The sequence below is a fragment of the Achromobacter animicus genome (assembly GCF_902859585.1).
Lineage (GTDB): Bacteria > Pseudomonadota > Gammaproteobacteria > Burkholderiales > Burkholderiaceae_B > Achromobacter > Achromobacter animicus.
In genome coordinates, this window is the sequence record NZ_CADIJM010000001.1 from 319,693 (window position 1) to 338,688 (window position 18,996).

The window sequence follows — 18,996 nt, forward strand, 5'->3', positions numbered from 1 at the left end:
TAGTCGGCCGCCGCGTTTGCTAATTCGATATTCTTCGTTGCCAGCGTTGCAAGCCGATCGCGACAATGCCGAGCTTGACGATTATTCGGAATCAACAGACATGTTTGCGGCAGGCGGCTGCGAACCTGTGCATCGCCATGAGCAACTTCAACGGCGCCCAGCTGTCCAGACTGCTGGCCGTGTTTCGCAGGAATGCCCTCCAGGCCATTCCGACCGTGCTGGGCATCATCATTCTTAACTTCCTGTTGCTGGAATGGGTGCCGGGCAACGCCGCGGACGTCGTGGCGGCGGAATCCGGCGGGGCCACGGCCGAGAGCCTGGCGCAACTGCAACGCCACTTCGGCCTGGATCTGTCGATGGGTGAGCGGTTGAGCAACTATCTGTCGCACCTCGCTCATTTCGATCTGGGCATGTCGGCCCGTCACAACCTGCCCGTCACCACACTCATTCTCGATCGTCTCGGCAATACCTTGCTGCTGATGGGGGCGGCGCTGTTGCTGGCTACGTTAACCGGCGTGGTGCTGGGCGTGCTGATGTCGCTGTACGCCGGGCGCTGGCAGGACAAACTGATCTCCGTGCTGGTCCTGCTGTTGTATTCCACGCCGACGTTCTGGCTGGGCTTGATGGCGATCGTGCTGTTCGCGGTCACGCTAGGTTGGCTGCCGACCAGTGGCAGCCACACCATCGGAGCGGGGCTGTCGGGTTGGGACGCGGTGGCCGACAAGGCGCGGCATCTGCTGCTACCGATGCTGACGACAGCAGGTCTCTATCTAGCGGTGTTTTCGCGGCTGACCCGTGCAGCGATGCTGGAAGTCAGCAAGCAGGATTTCGTGCGCACGGCCAGGTCCAAAGGCTTGTCGCCGGCGGTCATCACGGTGCGCCATGTGCTGCGCAATGCATTGATTCCGGTCACGACGCTGATCGGCATGCACTTCGGCGCGTTGCTGGGCGGCGCGACGGTGATCGAGACCGTATTCAATTGGCCGGGCCTGGGCAGCTTGGTGCTGGAATCTATTCTTGCGCGCGACTATCCGGTGCTGTTGGGCATCCTGTTCTGCTCCTCCTTGCTGGTGATCGTGGTCAACATGGTGGTGGACTTGCTGCAGGCCGCGCTGGACCCGCGAATCCAGGTTCGCTGAAACGGGCCATGAGCCTGCATTTTCTCGAAACGACACGATGAACGACGCTATCGAACAATCTCGCACTTGCCCTATGCGCCAGAACACCCACCTCTCCGCATCTGCCCGCGATCCGGGCAGATGGCGCGCAGCCTGGGGGGGATTTCTGCGCGATCCCGCAGCATTGGCCGGCCTCGCTATCCTGCTTTCCGCGGTGCTGGTCGCCGTGTTCGCGCCGGTGTTGTTTCCCGGTGATCCGCAGGACATGGTCGGGCCTGCCCTGGCGTGGCCCGGCCAGGACGCCGCCTTTCTGCTTGGCACGGATTCGCTGGGGCGTGACGTTGCTGCGGGTCTGGCACATGGCGCGCGCGTCTCGCTGTCGGTTGGCGCCGTGGCGGCCGTCATCAGCCTGACGATCGGCATTCTGGTCGGCGCCATTTCGGGCTATTACGGCGGCTGGGTCGACGACGTGTTGGTTCGCTTTACAGAGTTGGTGCAGACCGTGCCGACGTTCCTGTTCGTCATCGTCATCGTGACGATAGGCCAGCCGTCTGTCTGGCTCATCCTGCTGGCGATTGGATCGGCATGCTGGCCCGTGACCGCGCGGCTGGTGCGCGCCGAGTTCCGCACGCTGCGCGAATCCGAATTTGTACTGGCGGCGCGCAGCCAGGGGTTCGGCAACGCCTGGGTCATTTTCCGTGAGATCCTGCCCAATGCCTTGCCGCCTGTCATCGTGACGACGTCCGTGCTCGTGGCCACTGCAATCCTCATGGAGTCGGCGCTGTCGTTCCTGGGGCTGGGCGATCCCAACGCCGTGTCGTGGGGCAGCATGATCGGAGAGGGGCGCGAAATGCTGCGCACCGCGTGGTACCTGTCCGCGGTGCCAGGCGTGGCCATCGTGCTGACGGTGCTGGCGCTGAATTTGGTGGGCGACGCGATCAACGACGCATTCAATCCCAGACTGGCGGCACGCGCATGATTTCCACACTTCGAACTGCCACGCCCAGCGACGCCGCCGCACTGCTGGAAGTGCGCGGGCTTGATGTTCATTTCCGCGGTCGCCGCGGCAGCCATCACGCCGTCAAGCAACTGTCCTTTTCGGTCGCGCAGGGAGAAACGCTGGCGATCGTCGGCGAATCCGGCTGCGGGAAGTCCACCACGGCGCTAGCGTTGTCGGGATTGCTTGCCCCGCAGGCCTCGGTAAGCGGAGATATCGTGCTGCAAGGGCGCAACCTGGCCGGCTTGCCCGAGGCGTCGCTACGCATGATCCGTGGGCGCGACCTGTCGATGATTTTCCAAGAGCCGATGACCTCTTTGAATCCGGTGCACACGGTCGGCGCACAGATTGGCGAGACACTGCGCCGCCATCACGGGCTGTCCGCGGCGGCGGCGCGTGCCCGTGCCATCGAGCTGCTGGATCTGGTCAGAATTCCGGAACCCGGCAGGCGGCACGACGATTATCCGCACAACCTGTCCGGCGGGCAGCGCCAGCGCGTCATGATCGCCATGGCGGTTGCCTGCTCGCCCAAACTGCTCATTGCCGACGAACCCACCACCGCGCTGGACGTGACCGTGCAGGCGCACATTCTGGAGCTGCTGGACACGCTGCGTCGCGATCTGTCGATGGCGCTGATTCTCATCACGCACGATCTGGGCCTGGTGTCCCGATGGGCAGACCGGGTGTTGGTGATGCTCAATGGAGAAAAGGTGGAAGAGGGGCGCGCCGGCGCGATATTCGAGCTGCCCAAACATCCCTACACGGCAGGGTTGGTTGGCGCATCGCTGCATGCGGGCAAGGACGTTCACTACCGTCAGACGCGGCTGCCGGAGATCCGACACGGCATCGACGCGGACACCGGTGCGCGCGCTATCACGTTGGTCACGCCTGCGCTGTCCGCATGTGGCGGGCATCGTGACGTTGCTCTTGCGCCCTTGTTGAAGGTCGAGTCCCTGCGCACGTCATACCGCAAACGCGATGGCAGCATGTTCCATGCGGTCGAAGACGTGTCATTCGAGCTGCGCCGGGGTGAGACGATAGGGCTGGTGGGAGAGTCGGGGTGCGGCAAGTCAACGTTGTCGCGCACGTTGCTGCGGCTGATTCCTCAGTCGGCCGGCCGCATCGTGTTTGATGGTGCGGACCTTACCGCGATGTCGGAAAGGCAGGTCAAGCCGTGGCGCAGCCGGATGCAGATGGTGTTTCAGGATCCCTACGGCTCGCTTAACCCACGGCGGACTGTCTTCGACATCCAGGATGCGGTGCTGTCGCTGCACGGCGTGTCGCGCAAGGCAGAACGCGCCGCGCGCATTGCCGAGACGCTTGAGCGTGTTGGCCTGCCCGCGTCCGCCAGCCATCGCTACCCGCACGAATTCTCGGGTGGACAGCGTCAGCGCATCGGCATCGCGCGCGCCTTGATCCTGCGACCATCGTTCCTGATTCTGGATGAACCCGTGTCCGCCCTGGATGTGTCCATCCAATCCCAGATTCTGAATCTGCTGGCGGAACTGAAAGAAGCCTTTGGGCTGTCCTATCTGTTCATCTCGCATGACTTGGCGGTAATCCGCTACATCGCGGATCGAATCCTGGTCATGCGTGAAGGCAGAATCGTGGAAGCGGGCGCGCGGAAGCAGGTTTGGGATAGCCCGAGCCATCCGTACACTAAATCACTGCTCCAAGCTGCCTGAACACTGCGGCCACGATGGCTTCGGGCCGGTCTTCCTGCACAAGGTGACCGGCATTCGGCACGGATATCAGCGGCCGGTCCGATATCAGTGCCGCCAGGGTCGCACCGCGCTCGTGCGGGATCCACGCGTCCTGTTCGCCCCACAGCACTTGCACCAGGCAATCCATGCGACCGTACAAGCCCTGCACCTCGTCCGTGTACTTCTGATCCATTTGCGCGATCTGCCGGTAGAACGCCGGCTGTCCGACGGGGCCCAGCCACGGGCGGCTGTACACGTCCAGCGCCTCTTCCGATAACGGATTGTGCGCGGCGGTCTGCAGATAGGCTTTCAACAGTGCGCGGTGCATGTAGTCCGGCATGCCCGAGAACGCGGCCTCGTGCTGGCGGACATGCTGCACGAAGGGTGAACCCCACGGCGCCAGCGCCACCGCATCGAAGATCGTCAGCGATGCGTAGCGCAGTCCGTTCAGGTAATACGCGCGCAGCGCCGTCGCACCGCCGAAATCGTGGGCAAGGACATCGGGGCGATCCAGGTTCCATTCCTTGAACAGCGCCGCCAGTATCCGGTTCTGCACACCCAGCGACACGTCTTGGCCGTCCCGCATCTCGGAGGCGCCGTAGCCCGCCAAATCAAAGTAATAGACGGTTCTGCGGTCGGCGAGCAGCGGGATGATCCTGCGCCACACCTGCGATGAAAACGGCGTGCCATGGATGGCGACCAGCGGGGGACCGTTGCCGAGCTTGCCCCAGCGGATGACGTTGCCTTCAATCAGGGCGGTGTGGGGGAGTTCGAGCATGGCGGCTATCAGGAGAGATCGTCGGGGATGGGCTTGCGCGGCCTGCGGGGCGGGTTGTCGGCGAGGCCGGCATGTTCCGCTGCGCCCCGTGTCTTGGCGGCCGCGGCAACCGGTGCAACTGTCAGCGGCGGCGCGCCCGTTACGGCTGGCAGCGCGGGCGCCAGCACGGCGGGAATCCCGGCGGCATTCCGATATGACTGGAGCAGCAGCAGCGCGTCGATCGAGCCCAGATCGTGCTCCGCTTCAGCGCGCGCTTCAAGGCGGGTCTGTTCGTCTTTCACGGCTTGATTCGCCGCTGCCGTGCGTGCGTCCAGCCTTGCCAGCTGCGCGTGAAACGCCTGGACGGCGAGCTTCAGGCAGTGCGCCGTGTAATCGTCGTGCAGCAGGTCCGCGGGCGGCGTCAGGTTGTGATCCGCGGGCACCCGGGGGCGCTGCGCCGCATCGGCCGCCAGGGGCAATGCTCGCGCGGCGTAAAGGCGTTGGAACGGCGTCGGCGGCGTGCGCGCGACGCGATCTGCGCGCAAGTGGGCGCCCACGCGTTCAGTGCGGTATGCATCCCTGGCATCGTCGGTTCTGACCGCGCCGGGCGAGGCGATTGGGGAAGGGGGCATGGGCGTCTGGGTGGGCTGAGCGATGGGCCAATCTACTAGTTGGTCGGTAGCGTGTCAAGGGTGGATCAGACCGGGGCGGACGGGAAATGCTGAACGGGTCGCACAGCGCCTGCGGCCGCACGGCGACCGGACAGGCAGGCATTCGCGCAGTGTTAAAACCTTCGGGACGGGCGCCGCGCGCCAGCCACGTCAAAGGAAAAGACCATGCCCATGTTCATCACGATCGGTTATGGCGATCAGCAGGGCTATGACCGCACAGACAAAGCCATACGTGATTCTGCGCATGCGCACGATGCCGCGTTGCAGCACGCGGGCGTGCTGATGGGCGTCGCGGGACCGCCGGTGCAGGTGCGGAATCCGGACGCGGCAGGTGTCGAGACGTTGCAGGGACCGTTCATGAACGCGCCGCTGCCGCTCGCGGGTTTTGCGGTTATCGAAGCGATTGATTTGGCCGACGCGATCGAAAAGGTGTCCCGCACGCCGTGTGCCGTGGCGCACGGCGTCGTGGAAGTGTGGCCGCTGGAACAGCGGTAGCGCGCGTTATTGGTCGACCGACCGCATGTCGCAAGTCGTCTCGGACGACGCGCACACGCCGCGAAACCAGGCGCGTCCGCGCGTGCGGTCCTTCTCGGCCAGCAGTTCAAATGTCGCGCTGTGGCGCATCTCGTAATCCAAAAGCAGCCATTCGCCCTCGCACGCGACGATGCCGCGCAAGGTGGCGCGCTCGGTCAACCAGTCGCTGCCCAGGTCCAGCAACCGTTCGCTACCGGCGTCCGGGCGGGCATATCCCCGCGCCGACTGGATGCCGACTTGCGCATCCCCGGCGGCGATCCAGCCTTCACCTTGATAGACGGGCCGCGGCGGGCTGCGGTCGCTGCCGCTCATGGCGTCACTGGCGTTCCTGATCTTCAGCCAGCCGTCACGCGCCTCCGTCACGTCGAAGGTCACGCTGTAGAGGTCGACTTCGGGATCCGGGCTGTCGCCGCGCGTGGTCGGCAGCGCGCCGAGCTGCTTGGCGCTGGCAGATGCCGACGCGCGCACGGGGATGGCGGGCTTGGCATTGGTCGTCCAGCCCGAAAAGCGGCAGGCCGTGGGGCCGGCGGGCGTCCAGGCAGCTGCGTGAGACTCGGTCTGAGCGTGGAGACCAGGCGACAGGGCAAGCGCGGCAAACAGCAATGCAAGCGGTCGGAGCGTCATGGAGGATTTGTCGGCGGAGTGATTGAGGCCGGAAGATCGGCCGGCGAAAAGCCTAACATGACCGCCATCGGGGTCCGGATGCGCGCAGAGACACCGGGCAGCGCAAGGCTGCCCGGCGGTCTTCCTGTGATAGGTTGCGGGCCGCCTACTGCGCCCCGGTGGCGCCCGACACATACCGCGCCAATGCCTGCACGTCCGCGTCACTTAACGCTTCGAATGCCGGCATGACGCCGATCCCGTTGCGCACGGCCTGCGTGACGCGATTGGCGTCGGGTTTCAGTTCGTCGAGGTTGGGTCCGATGGTCCCGGCCGCGCCGGCGTCGGCCAGCGTATGGCAGACGGCACAGGCCGGCGTTGTCGACTTCAGGAACAGGGCGCGGCCCGCCTCGGCATTGGGCGGTTCCGCCGCCCATGCCGTGGCGCCGGCCAACAGGCAGGCGCTCGCGGCGAATACGGAGCGGACCCGCCACCCGTTGGGGTGGCGGGATGCAGCATGCAGCTTCACTTCACGGTTTTGCATCGATTCCGCCATCCTCAAGACACGTTGATGGCCAGACCGTGGTCGCGCCAACTGCTGTTGATGTAGCCCGGCGCGTTCTCGAACCGGTTCTCCACCTGCACGTTGCCTTGCGTGTCTTCGACGCGGCTGACCAGCATGTGCTGGCCCGCTGTCAGTTCCACTGGCAGCGCGAACTGGCGCCATGCGTACTTGCCGAGGTCCGGTCCGATCAGCGCGGCCTGCTTCCAGGTCTTGCCGCCATCGATGGACACGTCCACGCGCTTGACCGCATGCATGCCCCCAAAGGCAACACCCCGCACCACCACGCGACCGGCCTTCACGGCCTGACCATTTGCGCCCGGTGCGTTGATCCACGACTTGGGTTCCATCGCCCAGACCGAGGGTTGGTCGGGACTGGGCTTGGCGTCCATCGGCGTCAGGCGATAGCCGGTCTGCTGGATCTTTGCAGGGCTTTGTTCGGCGGTGAACGCCAGCCGCTTGATGTACTTGACGTTGTTCACGCCGGTATAGCCCGGCACGATCAGCCGCAACGGGCCGCCGTGGGCGAGTGACAGCGGCTCGCCGTTCATTTCCCAGGCCAGCATGGCGTCCTGCATGGCTTCGCGCGGCACCGAGCGTTCCACCAGCAGCGATTTCGGATCCAGGCCTTCCGGCAGCACTTCGCCGCCGGTGCCGGTCATGAAGGCGGGCGTGCCATCGAGGCCGCCCAGGTATTCCACGAGCGTGCGCACCGGCACGCCCGTCCACATCACGCAGCCTGCCGCACCCACTTCCCACGGCGTGCCGCTGGGCTTGTGGGGAAAGAAGCCGCGCCCGTTGCCCGAGCACTGCAGCACCGTGGCGATCGATTCCACGCCCAGCGTCTTCAGGTCGCCCACGGTCAGCGTGCGCGGCTGCTTGACGCCCTGGATCTCGACCTTCCAGCCGTCCCGATCGTCCAGGATGGCCGCGTCCGGCGGCGGCAGGTTGTTGCGGACGTAGAGCTGGCGCGACGGCGTGATGATGCCGTCGCCAAAAGCGCTGCGGCGCGTTTCGATCGTGTTGGCGCTGTGCACGATGACGCTGTCGGCGTCTTTCCAGGCCGCGTAAGGCGGCAGGGGTTTGGCCGTGGATGCGGCGGCCGGTTTCGCTGCGGGCGCAGTTGCAGTTGCAGGGGCGGCGGCGGGTTTGGCGGGCGCATCGCTGGCGCGCGCGATGCCGCTGGCGCCCAGACCGGCCGCGGCCAGGGCGCCGGCGCTGCCGGCCAACAGGCGGCGCCGTGCGGGGTTGCGTGGGGTTGTCTCCATGGCTTGCCTCTCTGGTTGCCGCGTCCCGCAGCGCGAGCGCGGTGTTGTGCTTATGGCGGCCCAGCGCTTGCGGCCTTCCGCATCATCGGCAATGCCCCTCTTTATGTCAACGGGTTCTAAAGAACTATAGGTTCGCGGTCATTTCAGATATAAGAGTTTCGGATATTGGGTTCAGGGCCGCAAAGAACGGAATCTGTCCTGGTGCAAACGAAGCCATTGTTCGGCAGTGCAAACGGCAATGCCGCGCTGGGCATTGAAGGTCTGTGCTTTGTCCCACGCCACGCCATGGCCCTGCGCGAACACTGCGCGATACTTGCGCATCGCATCGTCAGGTTCGGCCGCCAGTGCGCGCAGCAGCTCCGGCACCGGCCATTCGCGCCGCGTGACCTTGCGCTCGAGCAGGCGGTCCAAGGCATCCGCGACCGCCCGGTACGTGACGGTGTCGCCCGCGACATGCACGACCTGGTTGGCGATGCGGGGCTGTGTGAACAGGATCTCGGCGGTCAGCGCGCCAATGTCTTCGGCCGTGGTCAGCGTGACCGCATTGTCCAGGCTTCCCAGCGCGTTCACCGTGTTGGCGGCCAGATCCACCACACCGAACGCGGGTTCGAACAGAAAGCTCGTGAACATGCCCGTCGAAACGATGATCCATTCAGTGTTGCGCTGGGCGCGCAGCATGTCGCGCACATCAAGCTGCTCATCGAACAGGTCCTGCGGGCTGCCCCGGCCGATGACGTCGTAGTCCACGCCAAACTGCCACGGCACAAAGCGCTTGACGCGCGCGTCCAGCGCAGCGCGGGCGATCTTGCGTTGAACGCCGGGTCCGCCGACAAAGCCCGTGCATGAGACGACCGTATCGTAGCGGCGGAAGGTGGCTGCGAGCGCCTCCGTGAATTGTTGGGCAAGATCGCCCTCGATGATGCCGACGCCCAGCCCACGCAGCTCGGCAAGATCGCGCTGCTTGGCGGGATCGTTGGAAGCGACGGTCGACGCGCGCAACAAGACCGACAACTGGCCTTTGACGACCCGCGGCGCCAGGTTGCGCAGCACGGCCATGCCGAGCTGGCCCGCGCCCAAAACGAGGATGGCGTTGTGTTGAATCATGGGATGCCTCAAGCAGAAAAAGTGGCTTGCAGTGTAGGAGCGGGCCGGGCATCCATTGTTCGCCGTGACGGAATTCACAACGCGCCGCAGCGCGCATTCGCGGCAAATATGCGTTGGTAATATCGGGACCTTCCCGCCGCATGCGGCGCACGTTCTATCGTCGGGATCGGCTCATGGACAAACTTCAAGCGATGGCGGCATTCGTCAGGGTCGTCGAGGCGCGCAGCTTCACCAAGGCCGCGCAATCGCTGGCGCTGCCTCGGTCGTCGGTCACGACGATGATCAAGAACCTGGAAACCCACCTGGGCACGCCGCTCCTGCATCGCAGCACGCGCAGCCTGAGCCTGACCGATGCCGGTGCGCGCTATCTGCAGGCGTGCCAGGCCATCCTGGCCAATATTGCCGACGCCGAGAATGACGTTACCGCCGCGATCCAGGCGCCCCGCGGCCGCGTGCGCGTCGACATGCCCGGCGTGGTTGGCCGCGCGATTGTGGTGCCAAGGCTGGTCGAGTTCGAGGCGCGTTTTCCCGACGTCGAGGTCGTGCTGGGCCTGAGCGATCGCCCGGCCGACCTGATCTATGAAGGTATCGACTGCGCCATCCGTAGCGGCGAGCTTGCCGATTCCACGCTAGTGGCGCGCGGCCTTGGTCACCTGGTATGGGTGACCTGCGCGTCGCCCCAATACCTGGGCCGCTTCGGCGAACCGAAATCGGTGGAAGCGCTGTCCGCGCATCGGGTGGTCAACTATCTGTCCAACGCCACCGGCCGGCCGCTGGACTGGCGGTTCCGAGTCGACGGTGAAAACGTGTCGATGGCGTTGCCAAGCCGCTATGCGGTCAACGAGACCGAGGCGTATCTGCACTGCGGCCTGGAGGGTCTGGGCCTGATTCAACTATCGGCGCTGGCGGCGTCTCCGTATCTGCGCAGCGGCCGCCTGCGCGAGGTCTTGGCCGATGCGCGCTGCGAGCCGGTGCAGCTTTCCATTGTCTATCCCCAGGCGCGTGCGACCGCGGCGGTGAAGGCGTTCGTGCAGTGGGTGCTGGAGATCAGCCGGCCCGTGTTGGCGGAGTGATGATCGTCACGGGGCGACACTGCTCGCCATCGCGTCCTGCCGGTATTCGTGCGGCGCGACGCCGCTCGCTTTCCTGAACGCCCGGGAAAAATTAGCCGGTGTGGAATAACCAGAGTCCATGGCGATCTGCGTGATGGAAACGGTGCTTTCGCGTAGCAGGTCTTGAGCGCGACGCAGGCGCGCGGTATTGGACAGCTCACGAAAGCTGACGCCGCCGTCGCGGCGCAGTACGCGTTGCAGGGTGCGCACGCTGGTGCCCATCGCCTTGGCCGTGCTGTCGATAGAGACGGCGCCGGCTTGCATCTGGATGCGGATGTGCCAGATGACGGCGGCCAGATAATCGCAGTCCGCGCTTGCGGCTGATTCCGGCGCAGGCCCCTGCACACCGGCAACCGTGCCCGGCGGGACCGGGGTTGGCGTCATATGAGTAGTGGCGTCATTCACTTGTGCTTATTCTTCGCGTGTAGTTGCGAGAATCTGCTAGCGCGCTTCCTGCCTGGCAGAAATCGGAGTGATGTGCCTTCGGATATTACCTAAGCCAACAAAGGGCGAGGCCTCTTTTTATTTGGCTTACAAACCTGACGGAGAATCGCAATGAGACTACACAAAACCATCCTGGCGCTGTGCGTCGTGCTGGCGGTTTCGGGTTGCGTGACCAAGCAGACCTACGACAAAGAGGCGCAACTGGCAGCCGAGTATTCCGCCCTCAATAAGCAGCTCTCGGCCGAACTACGCGGCGACCAAGTGCAGATTACGCAATTGCAGGACGAGTTGAAGGTCACCATGGTGAACGAGATTCTCTTTCCCGAAGGCGGGTGGAGCCTCAGTTCCAACGGCGAGAGGACGCTGGCCAAGATCGCGCCCACGCTTTCCAATCTGCAGGGCAAGCAGATCGTCGTCGAAGGGTTCACCGACAACGAGCCCATCGGGCCGGCATTGAAGCGGCAGTTTCCCTCCAATCTCGAGCTGTCATCGGCGCGGGCGGACAACGTGGCGCGTTATCTGATCGCCAAGGGCGTATCGCCAAATTCGGTGTCCGCGGAGGGGTTCGGCGAGGCGCGGCCGGTGGCCAGCAACTCGACGCCTGAGGGCAGGGCCAAGAACCGGCGAGTGGAGATCGTGATCACAGCCGCGGGTCGTCCTTAAACCGGCTCGTTTGCGGGCGGATTCAAAGCGGCCAGGAGCGCGCCTCCTGGCCCCTTTGCATAACACTCGCCGAGTCACGCGCCGCCAACGCCGCGCACCACTTTGCCCGTTCCGCCGCACGTCGCGCAGCGCGTTTGGTCGATCTTGCCGCTGCCGTGACAAGCGGGGCAGGGCACCTGGCCCGTTCCAGGTGTACCAGGCGCGGCGTCGTCGCCGGGGTTGATGTCGCCCGGCACGGCCCCATTCACAACTTTTCGCCCGGCAAGTTGCTGGCTTGCCGGACCCAGTCCGAAAACTGCGCTTCGTCGAATTCACCTTCGTGGATGTCCAGGTAGCGCACCTGCGGATACTTCGATTTTCCAGCGGGGATGGGCCGCAGCGCAGCCCCCTGAAAAAACGTCACCTTGATGTACTTCGAGAAGCAGTGCAGGCTCAGAAACCAGCCTTCGCCCGGCCGTCCGTAGAAAGGCGAATTCCATTTGACCGCCTTGGCGACGCCGGGGACAGCTGCTTCCACCAAGGCGTCGATGCGTTTGCCGATGGGCGATTTCCAGCCGGGCATCGCGGCGATGTAGGCCTGCACGGGTTCGTCGCCATCTCCCTTTGGTATCTGAGGGTTGCCGCCGGAGAGCAGGACGACTTCGCCGGGCGCCGCCTTCGTTGCGGGGTTGCGCGCTCTACCGGTCTTTCCAGCCGGCGCGGAATTTGCATTTTGCGTCATGGATGGTGCTCTCTGTGGCCCGGGAACGGGTCTTCCCGCCCCAGATAATCGTCCACCGCGCTGCCGACCGTCGGGTGAAAATGGTCGTCGCTGAACAGACGGGACAGCTCAAAGCGTTTGAGCTTATCCCGCACGGGGTCCTTCATCTCCGCGAAATGCAACGCGATGCCCTCGCGCGACAGCGTTTCGCACAGTTCGCGCAGCATGTCCGCGGACGTGACGTCGACGCTCGTGACGGGTTCGGCAGCCACGACCACGCGCCGCACGGGCGAGGGCGATGCCTCGACGGCTTCCAGAAGGCGCTGCTGGAAGAGTTCGGCGTTGGCGAAGAACAGGGGCGCATCCCAACGGAACAGCACCAGTCCGTCGATCAGTGCGGCATTCGGGTAGCGCTTCAGGTCGTGATAGCCGCGAAGGTTGGGCACGCGGCCCAGCACCGCGAAGTGCGGGCGCCAGCCGTCCCACAGGAATTCAATGACGGCGATGACGACCGCAAGGCAGATGCCGGGTATTGCCCCAAAAACGGCGACCGCGGCAAAGCACAGCATCGACAGCCAGAACTCCCATTGCTGAATGCGGTAGATGCGCCGCAGGTCCTTGAACTCGAAAAGGCCGATGGCGGCGGCGATCACGACCGCGGCCAGCGCGCTGTTGGGCAGGTGGCGCAGCAGGTTTGGCGCGGCGATCAGCAGCGCGGCCACGGCCAGCGCGCCGACGACGCCGGTCAGTTGCGTGCGCGAGCCGGCTGCTTCGGCCACCGGCGTGCGCGACGCGCTGCTGCTGATCGGAAAGCCCTGGAAAAACCCCGCCGCCAGGTTCGCCACGCCCAGTCCCACCATTTCCTGGTTCGGATCCACCCGCGTGTGGGTGCGCGCGGCATAGGTGCGTGACAGCACGCTGGTGTCGGCAAACGCAATCAGCGCGACCGCGCAGCCGCCCAGCACGATCTTGACGAGATCGGCGTTGCTGAGCCACGGCCAGGCAAGGCTGGGCAGACCCTGCGGAATCTCGCCAAGCACCTTGACGCCTTGCGCGTCCAGGCTGAAAAGCTTGACCGCCAGCGTGGCAAGGATCACCGCAATCAGAATGCCCGGCACGCGATCAAAGCGTTTGAGCAGCAGAATCACCGCCAGGCTTGCCGCGCCGACTGCGAAGCTTGGCCCATGGGTCTGCCCGTCGGCAACGGCCAGCGCCAGTTGCTGCATTTCCTGCAGAGGGCCGGCGTCTTCGATGGAGATGTCGAACAGCTTGGGCAACTGGCTGACCAGCACGGTCAGCGCGATGCCGTTCATGTACCCGTAGCGGATCGGCTTGGACAGCAGCTCGGTGATGAAGCCCAGCCGCATCAGGCCCAGCACAATGCAGAACAGCCCCGAGACGACGGCCATCATGCTGGCCGCGGCGATGGCCCGCATCGGATCCCCGTTGGAGACGCTGAGCACCACCGCCAGGATGGGCGCGGCCAATGCGGAGTCGGGCCCCAGCACCAGAATGCGGCTTGGGCCGAACAGCGCGTACGCCAGCATGGGAATGATGGTGGCGTACAGACCGTACACACCCGGAACGCCAGAGGCTTCGGCATAGGCGATGCCGACTGGCACGAGCATGGTTGTCAGGACCAGACCGGCCGCGACGTCCTTGGGCAGCCAACCTGCCTGATAGGACTTGAGCATTGCCAGGCCGGGCAGCCAGCGCAACCAGTTCGGCGCGGGCTTGGCAGGGGAGCGGGGCGTCAAGGTGGACATGGAATCCCGGTGCAAACGCGTGCGCTACGGGTTAGGGAGTTCTGCGCGCATCATGGCGGAGAAGGGTTGCCGGTATCTTCCAACATCTGTCGCAGGCGAGCGCGGCGGCGCTCGAGGTCGGCGATCTGGCGCTCCACGGATGCCAACCGCTGGCGCTGCACCTCGGACGTCTCCGGGCACGCCGCCGCGCCTTCGATCAGCCGCATGCAATCGGGAAATCCGCGGATCTCCGCCAACGTGAACCCCGAGGCGATCAGCCGCTGGATTTGCCGGACCTGAGTCACAGCGGCGGCGGGAAATGTGCGATACCCATTGTCCGCCCGTGCCGACGCAAGAAGACCGTGGTCGTCGTAGTGGCGCAGCGAACGCAGGCTTGCGCCGGTCTTGCGGGCGAGCTCGCCGATCGACATGGGTGTTTGAGGCGGGGGCGTTTTCATGCGGGAAAGCGTAGCAGATTGGTGCTTGACCTTGACATAGGTGTGAGGGTTGAAACTGGCGCTCCCTCCAATCTTCGGGATGCATCATCCATGCAACGCAGAACCTTTTTTCGCCATATGGCGGCAGCAGCCTTGTTCATGGCAGTCTCCGTGGTCGCCAACGCGCAATCCCGGCATTACACCGTCACGGCGCCTGATGGCGTGGCCCTCGCCGTCCAGGAGGCCGGCAATGCCGCGGGTCCGCCGGTCGTTTTCGTACACGGGTTGCTGGGTAGCCACCTGAACTGGGAGGCCCAGCTTGCCAGTCCGGCGCTGCAGCGGTATCGGCTGATAACTTACGACCTGCGGGGTCACGGTCTGTCGGGCAAACCGGTGGACGCGGCGGCGTATACCGATGGCCGGCGCTGGGCGGACGATCTGGCGGCAGTGATCACGGCGACCGGCGCGCAGAATCCCGTCGTCGTCGGCTGGTCGCTGGGCGCCGCGGTGACGACCAACTACCTTGCCGCTTACGGTGACGCGCAGATTGCGGGCGCCGTCTATGTAGGGGGTGTGATCGAGCTGGATCCCAAGCAGATCGCACCGCATCCTGCCCTATACCGGGACATGGTGTCGCCGGATCTGAAGACCCGCCTGGACGCGGAGCGTGAGTTCATCGGCCTGTGCTTTGCGCAAGCGCCCGATGGCGTCACGTTCCAACGGCTCCTGGCCAATGCCGCCATGGCGTCCTTCGACATGCAGGCCGCCGTGCAATCGATGACGGTCGAGGCGGCGCGTGGCCTCCGCTCGGCGCGCAAGCCTTTGCTGCTGATCTACGGCGCGAAGGACGCCCTGGTACAGCCGGCGCCGTCAATCGACCGGGCGAGGGCGCTGAACCCGCACGTGCGCAGCAAGATCTATGCGGCATCCGGGCACGCGCCGTTCATGGAGGAGGCGGACAGGTTCAACCGCGATCTGGCTGCGTTTGTTGACAGCGTCGTGACACGCTGACGGGATGGAAGAAGCGGGGGGTCGCAGCAGTTGCTTTTGCCAAATGTTGCTTGTTGCGAAGCAGCATCGCCTGCTATCTTCGACCCCGAAATGCGTTTGCCCCGATTTGGACCGCTTCGATGCCCGCCTCCCAGCTTCTGATTCCCGAACCCGCGCCCGCGCGGTCCACCGACACGCTGGGCTGCTCGGCCAGCAAGCTGGCTGTGAATCAGGAATTCCACGGAGGCGGACTGACGTTCTACCGCAAGCGCACTGAAACCGCGCAATTCGGCAGCGTCGAAACGCCCGCGTCGGATCGCGGGTTTCTGGTGGGCGTGGCGCTGCGGGGCGGCCACCGTCGCCGCATCCTGCAGGGCAATCACGCGTCGACCCATGATTTCGACGCGGGTTCAATCTACATCCGCGACTTCACCGACGATTACCGGGCCGACCTGCAAGGCGGGTTCGATTTCATGTTGGTCGAAATGCCCCGCGCGTTCATCGAACGCATCAACGACGAGAAGGGCGGCCCGCGTGTCAGCAGCCTGCTGCCGCGCAATGGGCAGCCCGATCCGGTGCTGGGCCATCTGTCGCAGGTGCTGGCGGGCGTGGTGGCGAATCCCGCGCAGACGAGTGGACTCTTCGTGGATCATTTGAGTCTGGCCCTGGGCACCCATCTGCTGTCGCAATACGGGACCGGGGCGACGAGCGGCTGGGCGGACTCGGGCGGGGGCCGCGTGCTGTCCCGCAAGCTGGAGGCGCGCGCCAAGGACATGCTGCTGGCGTCCCTGCGCGAGGACGCGTCCGTGGCAGATATCGCCGAGGCCTGCAATCTGTCCCGCAGCTATTTCATCAAGGCGTTCCGCCAGACGGTTGGCACTACGCCGCATCGGTGGCTGCTGGAGCAGCGGGTGCAAAAGGCGCAGGAACTGCTGCGCGCACCGGGCCGGTCCATCACCGACATCGCGCTCTTGTGCGGCTTTGCCGACCAGGCGCACATGACGCGCGTGTTCACCAGTGTGGTGGGGGTGGCGCCCGGGGCGTGGCGCAGGGAACACGGGGCTTGAGATAGCGCTAAGCGGCCGGCAGCCCGCCTGGCGCGGCTTCGTTGCCGAGGACGCGAGCGTTGCTCTTTCGTGCAAAGCAGGATGCAAGTGGGCAAGACGTGCCCGCGCCCTGGCGTTACCGTGATGGAATGCCTTCCCTCTGTCCCCGATGATCCGAAAGCGTTCCATGAGTGTTCTTGCCGCCGGCCCCGCGCCGGCCAACCTGCCGCCCGATTTGGCCGCCTTGCATGCGCAGGCGTTTCCGATGCTGCCGCGCGCGCTGATCGAGCGCGCGGCCGCCTATGGCGAGGAGATGTCGGCCGAGCCGGGCCGCGTGCTGCTCAACAGCGGTGATCGCGAAGCCGCGTTCTACATCCTGCTCCAGGGCTATGCCGAAGCGCTGGAAGCCGACGCTGGCGGCGCCATGCGCAGTCTGCTTGTCCATCGTGACGGCGAATTCACGGGCAGCCTGGACCTCTTCACCGACCGGCCGAATGCGGTCACGGTGCGCGCCAATACCCCCAGCCGCCTGTTGCGGCTGAGCCGCGCAGCGCTTGAAACGCTGATTCTGGCGGAGCGGTCGCTGGCAGAAATCATCCTGCGCGCGTTCATGCTGCGCCGCATCGGGTATCTACGGCGCCGGCCGTATGGGGGCGCCATTCTGCGCTCAGTGGCGGGAAGCGCGCAGGAAGATCCCGTCATGGACCTGGCCGTTATCGGCGGCGGACCGGCTGGATTGGCCGCAGCCGCCTATGCCGCCTCCGAGGGGCTGCAGACATTGCTGGTGGGCGGCTCGCTCTCCTGTGGCGACGCGCCCGGACTGGACGTGTTGAAGGGCCTTCCCGGCACGATCACCGGATTATGCGAGGGCCCACTGCTGCGCCGCGCCCAGGACCAGAGCAAGCGCTTCGGCGCGCACGTGCTGCCGCTGCGCACGGTCAGCCGCTTCGACGGCGGCTGTTATCCCTATCGGGTGTGGCTGGACGACGGCCGGCTCGTCGAGGCGCGCAGCCTCATCGTTGCGACCGGCATGCAGGGCGATGCAGAAACGGTGACCGATCAGGCCAACACCGCCTGGCTGGACGGGTGGCTGGACACGGACGACCAGGGCTGCGTCCATACGGGTCGTGCCGCCGCGGGGTCGATGCAGGCCAGGGATTATGAAAGCTCGCAACCCGGTGTGTTTGCGGTGGGGGCAGCGCGTGCCGGGTCGGTGAAGCATGTGCTGGCGAGCATCGCCGAGGGCGCGGCTGCGGTGCGGGTGGTGCATCGGTTTTTGGATGCGTCGGCGCATTGAGGGCCTTGGGCCGCTCGAAGCGAGCTTCCCCCTGAAGTCCGAGGAAACGATTGCCCACCGCGATCTGCTCTTGGTCCGCCGAGATTTCCTCATCCAAATGCCCTAAGACCCGCAAGGATTTTGTGGACAGACCATAAAGTTTTTTCTCTTTTCGCAGGCGAGAGTTTGCGAACATGCGTCTAAAGCTTTCCAGCCATAGGAACGCATCGGGAGACAACCATGATCTGTACGCATGCCGCGCGCAAGCGCGTCAACATCGTCGCTGCAGCCTTCATCGCAGCTGCCGCATTCGCCGTCCCCAGCCTTGCCTCCGCGCAGGCCGCCGACAGCTATCCCAGCAAACCCATCCGCCTGATCATTCCTTACCCGCCGGGAGGCGCAACCGACGTTATCGGACGCATCGTGGGCCAGCGCCTGAGCGATGAGATCGGCGGCCAGGTTGTGATCGAGAACCGGGGCGGTGCTGGCGGAAACATCGGCGCTGCCGAGGTGGCGCGGGCTCAGCCCGACGGCTATACGCTCCTGATGGGCGCGCTGACCTCGCACTCGGTCATGGCGACCCTGGAGAAGGACACGATCCCATACGACCTGCGCAAGGACTTCGCGCCCGCCGGCGTGGTGGGTTTCGTGCCGCTGGTGGCCGTGGTCAATCCCAAGCTGCCGATCAAATCGCTGTCCGAACTGGTGACCTACGCCAAGGCGAATCCGGGAAAGCTCAACTTCGCCTCGTCGGGCGCCGGCGCGCCGCAGCGCATGGCGATGGAGCTGTTCAAGCAGATCGCGGGTGTCAACATCGTGCACGTGGCTTATCGCGGCAGCGGTCCGGCCATGACCGATCTGGTCGGGGGACAGGTCGAAACGATGACCGAGACGGTTCCTGCTGCAATCTCGTTCATCAAATCTGGCCAGTTGCGCCCGTTGGCCGTGCTGACGCCGCAGCGCGTTTCGATGCTGCCGGATATTCCCACTGCCGAGGAGCAAGGGTTCAGCGGCTTCAACGTCAGTTCGCTCTTTGGCGTGATGGCGCCGGCGGGCACGCCGGCTCCTATCGTGGCCAAGATCAATAAGGCGCTGACCACGGCGCTGGCCAAGGACGATGCCAAGGCCCAACTGCTGCAGCAGGGCGTTTACGCTGACGCGCTGGATGTGGAAGCGTCCAAGGTCCGGCTGAACGCCGAGATCGAGCAGTGGGCAAAGGTCATTCGCGAGGGGGGCATCACCGTCAATTGACGGGAAGCCCCGGCCGCG

20 protein-coding genes are annotated in these 18,996 nt (G+C 65.2%); 10 read left to right on the forward strand and 10 right to left on the reverse strand.

Annotated elements, in window-relative coordinates; all coding sequences use genetic code 11:
• The first annotated feature begins 137 nt into the window (after positions 1–137).
• The 3 genes from HV681_RS01430 (at position 138) to HV681_RS01440 (ending at position 3,800) form a co-directional block, all read left to right on the forward strand.
• On the forward strand, positions 138–1,139 hold the full coding sequence (locus tag HV681_RS01430) for an ABC transporter permease (RefSeq protein WP_175121366.1): 1,002 nt from the start codon (positions 138–140) through the stop codon (positions 1,137–1,139).
• A gap of 73 nt (positions 1,140–1,212) precedes the next feature.
• Positions 1,213–2,097 (forward strand): ABC transporter permease, encoded by an 885-nt coding sequence (locus HV681_RS01435; RefSeq protein WP_175121367.1) that lies wholly within the window; start codon positions 1,213–1,215, stop codon positions 2,095–2,097.
• On the forward strand, positions 2,094–3,800 hold the full coding sequence (locus tag HV681_RS01440) for an ABC transporter ATP-binding protein (protein ID WP_175121368.1): 1,707 nt from the start codon (positions 2,094–2,096) through the stop codon (positions 3,798–3,800). The genes HV681_RS01435 and HV681_RS01440 overlap by 4 nt, the downstream gene beginning before the upstream one ends.
• On the opposite strand, the gene HV681_RS01445 is transcribed toward HV681_RS01440, so the two are convergent.
• The gene (locus HV681_RS01445; protein ID WP_175121369.1) at positions 3,775–4,596 is read right to left on the reverse strand and encodes an alpha/beta fold hydrolase; all 822 of its coding nucleotides are present in this window, start codon (positions 4,594–4,596) and stop codon (positions 3,775–3,777) included. The two genes, HV681_RS01440 and HV681_RS01445, sit on opposite strands and share 26 nt — an antisense overlap.
• Before the next feature lie 8 nt (positions 4,597–4,604).
• Positions 4,605–5,207 carry a hypothetical protein gene (locus tag HV681_RS01450; RefSeq protein WP_175121370.1) on the reverse strand — a complete coding sequence of 201 codons (603 nt, stop codon included), beginning with the start codon at positions 5,205–5,207 and terminating at the stop codon, positions 4,605–4,607.
• A 204-nt stretch (positions 5,208–5,411) separates the two neighbouring features.
• On the opposite strand from HV681_RS01450, the gene HV681_RS01455 reads away from it, so the two are divergent.
• Complete coding sequence (locus HV681_RS01455; protein ID WP_175121371.1) at positions 5,412–5,741, forward strand: YciI family protein; 330 nt, start codon at positions 5,412–5,414, stop codon at positions 5,739–5,741.
• Between the two features lie 6 nt (positions 5,742–5,747).
• Here HV681_RS01455 and HV681_RS01460 read toward each other — a convergent pair whose 3' ends face one another.
• The 4 genes from HV681_RS01460 to HV681_RS01475 form a co-directional block, all read right to left on the reverse strand.
• Complete coding sequence (locus tag HV681_RS01460; RefSeq protein ID WP_175121372.1) at positions 5,748–6,404, reverse strand: hypothetical protein; 657 nt, start codon at positions 6,402–6,404, stop codon at positions 5,748–5,750.
• Between the two features lie 145 nt (positions 6,405–6,549).
• Positions 6,550–6,924, reverse strand: a complete 375-nt coding sequence (sorU, locus tag HV681_RS01465) for a SorU family sulfite dehydrogenase c-type cytochrome subunit (protein WP_254594857.1) — start codon at positions 6,922–6,924, stop codon at positions 6,550–6,552.
• 14 nt (positions 6,925–6,938) lie between these two features.
• Positions 6,939–8,210, reverse strand: a complete 1,272-nt coding sequence (gene sorT, locus HV681_RS01470) for a SorT family sulfite dehydrogenase catalytic subunit (RefSeq protein ID WP_175121374.1) — start codon at positions 8,208–8,210, stop codon at positions 6,939–6,941.
• Positions 8,211–8,381: 171 nt separating this feature from the next.
• Positions 8,382–9,314 (reverse strand): aromatic alcohol reductase, encoded by a 933-nt coding sequence (locus tag HV681_RS01475; protein WP_175121375.1) that lies wholly within the window; start codon positions 9,312–9,314, stop codon positions 8,382–8,384.
• 173 nt (positions 9,315–9,487) lie between these two features.
• On the opposite strand from HV681_RS01475, the gene HV681_RS01480 reads away from it, so the two are divergent.
• A complete protein-coding gene (locus HV681_RS01480; RefSeq protein ID WP_175121376.1) occupies positions 9,488–10,387 on the forward strand; it encodes a LysR family transcriptional regulator in 900 nt (299 codons plus the stop codon).
• Positions 10,388–10,393: 6 nt separating this feature from the next.
• Here HV681_RS01480 and HV681_RS01485 read toward each other — a convergent pair whose 3' ends face one another.
• Positions 10,394–10,831, reverse strand: coding sequence for a helix-turn-helix transcriptional regulator (locus tag HV681_RS01485; RefSeq protein WP_175121377.1), 438 nt, complete (start codon positions 10,829–10,831; stop codon positions 10,394–10,396).
• A 150-nt stretch (positions 10,832–10,981) separates the two neighbouring features.
• On the opposite strand from HV681_RS01485, the gene HV681_RS01490 reads away from it, so the two are divergent.
• Complete coding sequence (locus HV681_RS01490) at positions 10,982–11,533, forward strand: OmpA/MotB family protein (RefSeq protein ID WP_175121378.1); 552 nt, start codon at positions 10,982–10,984, stop codon at positions 11,531–11,533.
• 244 nt (positions 11,534–11,777) lie between these two features.
• Here the strand turns inward: HV681_RS01490 and HV681_RS01495 are convergent, their stop codons facing one another.
• From HV681_RS01495 to HV681_RS01505, 3 genes are read right to left on the reverse strand one after another with little or no spacing between them, the layout of a single operon-like run.
• The gene (locus HV681_RS01495; RefSeq protein WP_175121379.1) at positions 11,778–12,254 is read right to left on the reverse strand and encodes a DUF1801 domain-containing protein; all 477 of its coding nucleotides are present in this window, start codon (positions 12,252–12,254) and stop codon (positions 11,778–11,780) included.
• A complete protein-coding gene (locus HV681_RS01500) occupies positions 12,251–13,999 on the reverse strand; it encodes a SulP family inorganic anion transporter (RefSeq protein ID WP_175121380.1) in 1,749 nt (582 codons plus the stop codon). The genes HV681_RS01495 and HV681_RS01500 overlap by 4 nt, the downstream gene beginning before the upstream one ends.
• 50 nt (positions 14,000–14,049) lie before the next feature.
• A complete protein-coding gene (locus tag HV681_RS01505; RefSeq protein WP_175121381.1) occupies positions 14,050–14,436 on the reverse strand; it encodes a MerR family transcriptional regulator in 387 nt (128 codons plus the stop codon).
• Between the two features lie 138 nt (positions 14,437–14,574).
• Between HV681_RS01505 and HV681_RS01510 the strand changes: the two genes are divergently transcribed.
• The 4 genes from HV681_RS01510 (at position 14,575) to HV681_RS01525 (ending at position 18,978) form a co-directional block, all read left to right on the forward strand.
• Positions 14,575–15,426: an alpha/beta fold hydrolase gene (locus HV681_RS01510; RefSeq protein ID WP_254594858.1), complete on the forward strand. Its 852-nt coding sequence runs from the start codon at positions 14,575–14,577 to the stop codon at positions 15,424–15,426.
• A gap of 119 nt (positions 15,427–15,545) precedes the next feature.
• Positions 15,546–16,472 (forward strand): helix-turn-helix domain-containing protein, encoded by a 927-nt coding sequence (locus HV681_RS01515; RefSeq protein ID WP_175121383.1) that lies wholly within the window; start codon positions 15,546–15,548, stop codon positions 16,470–16,472.
• Between the two features lie 166 nt (positions 16,473–16,638).
• A complete protein-coding gene (locus tag HV681_RS01520) occupies positions 16,639–17,748 on the forward strand; it encodes a cyclic nucleotide-binding domain-containing protein (RefSeq protein WP_175121384.1) in 1,110 nt (369 codons plus the stop codon).
• Positions 17,749–17,967: 219 nt separating this feature from the next.
• Entirely contained in the window at positions 17,968–18,978 is a 1,011-nt protein-coding gene (locus HV681_RS01525; protein ID WP_175121385.1) for a Bug family tripartite tricarboxylate transporter substrate binding protein, read from the forward strand.
• Positions 18,979–18,996: the final 18 nt, after the last annotated feature.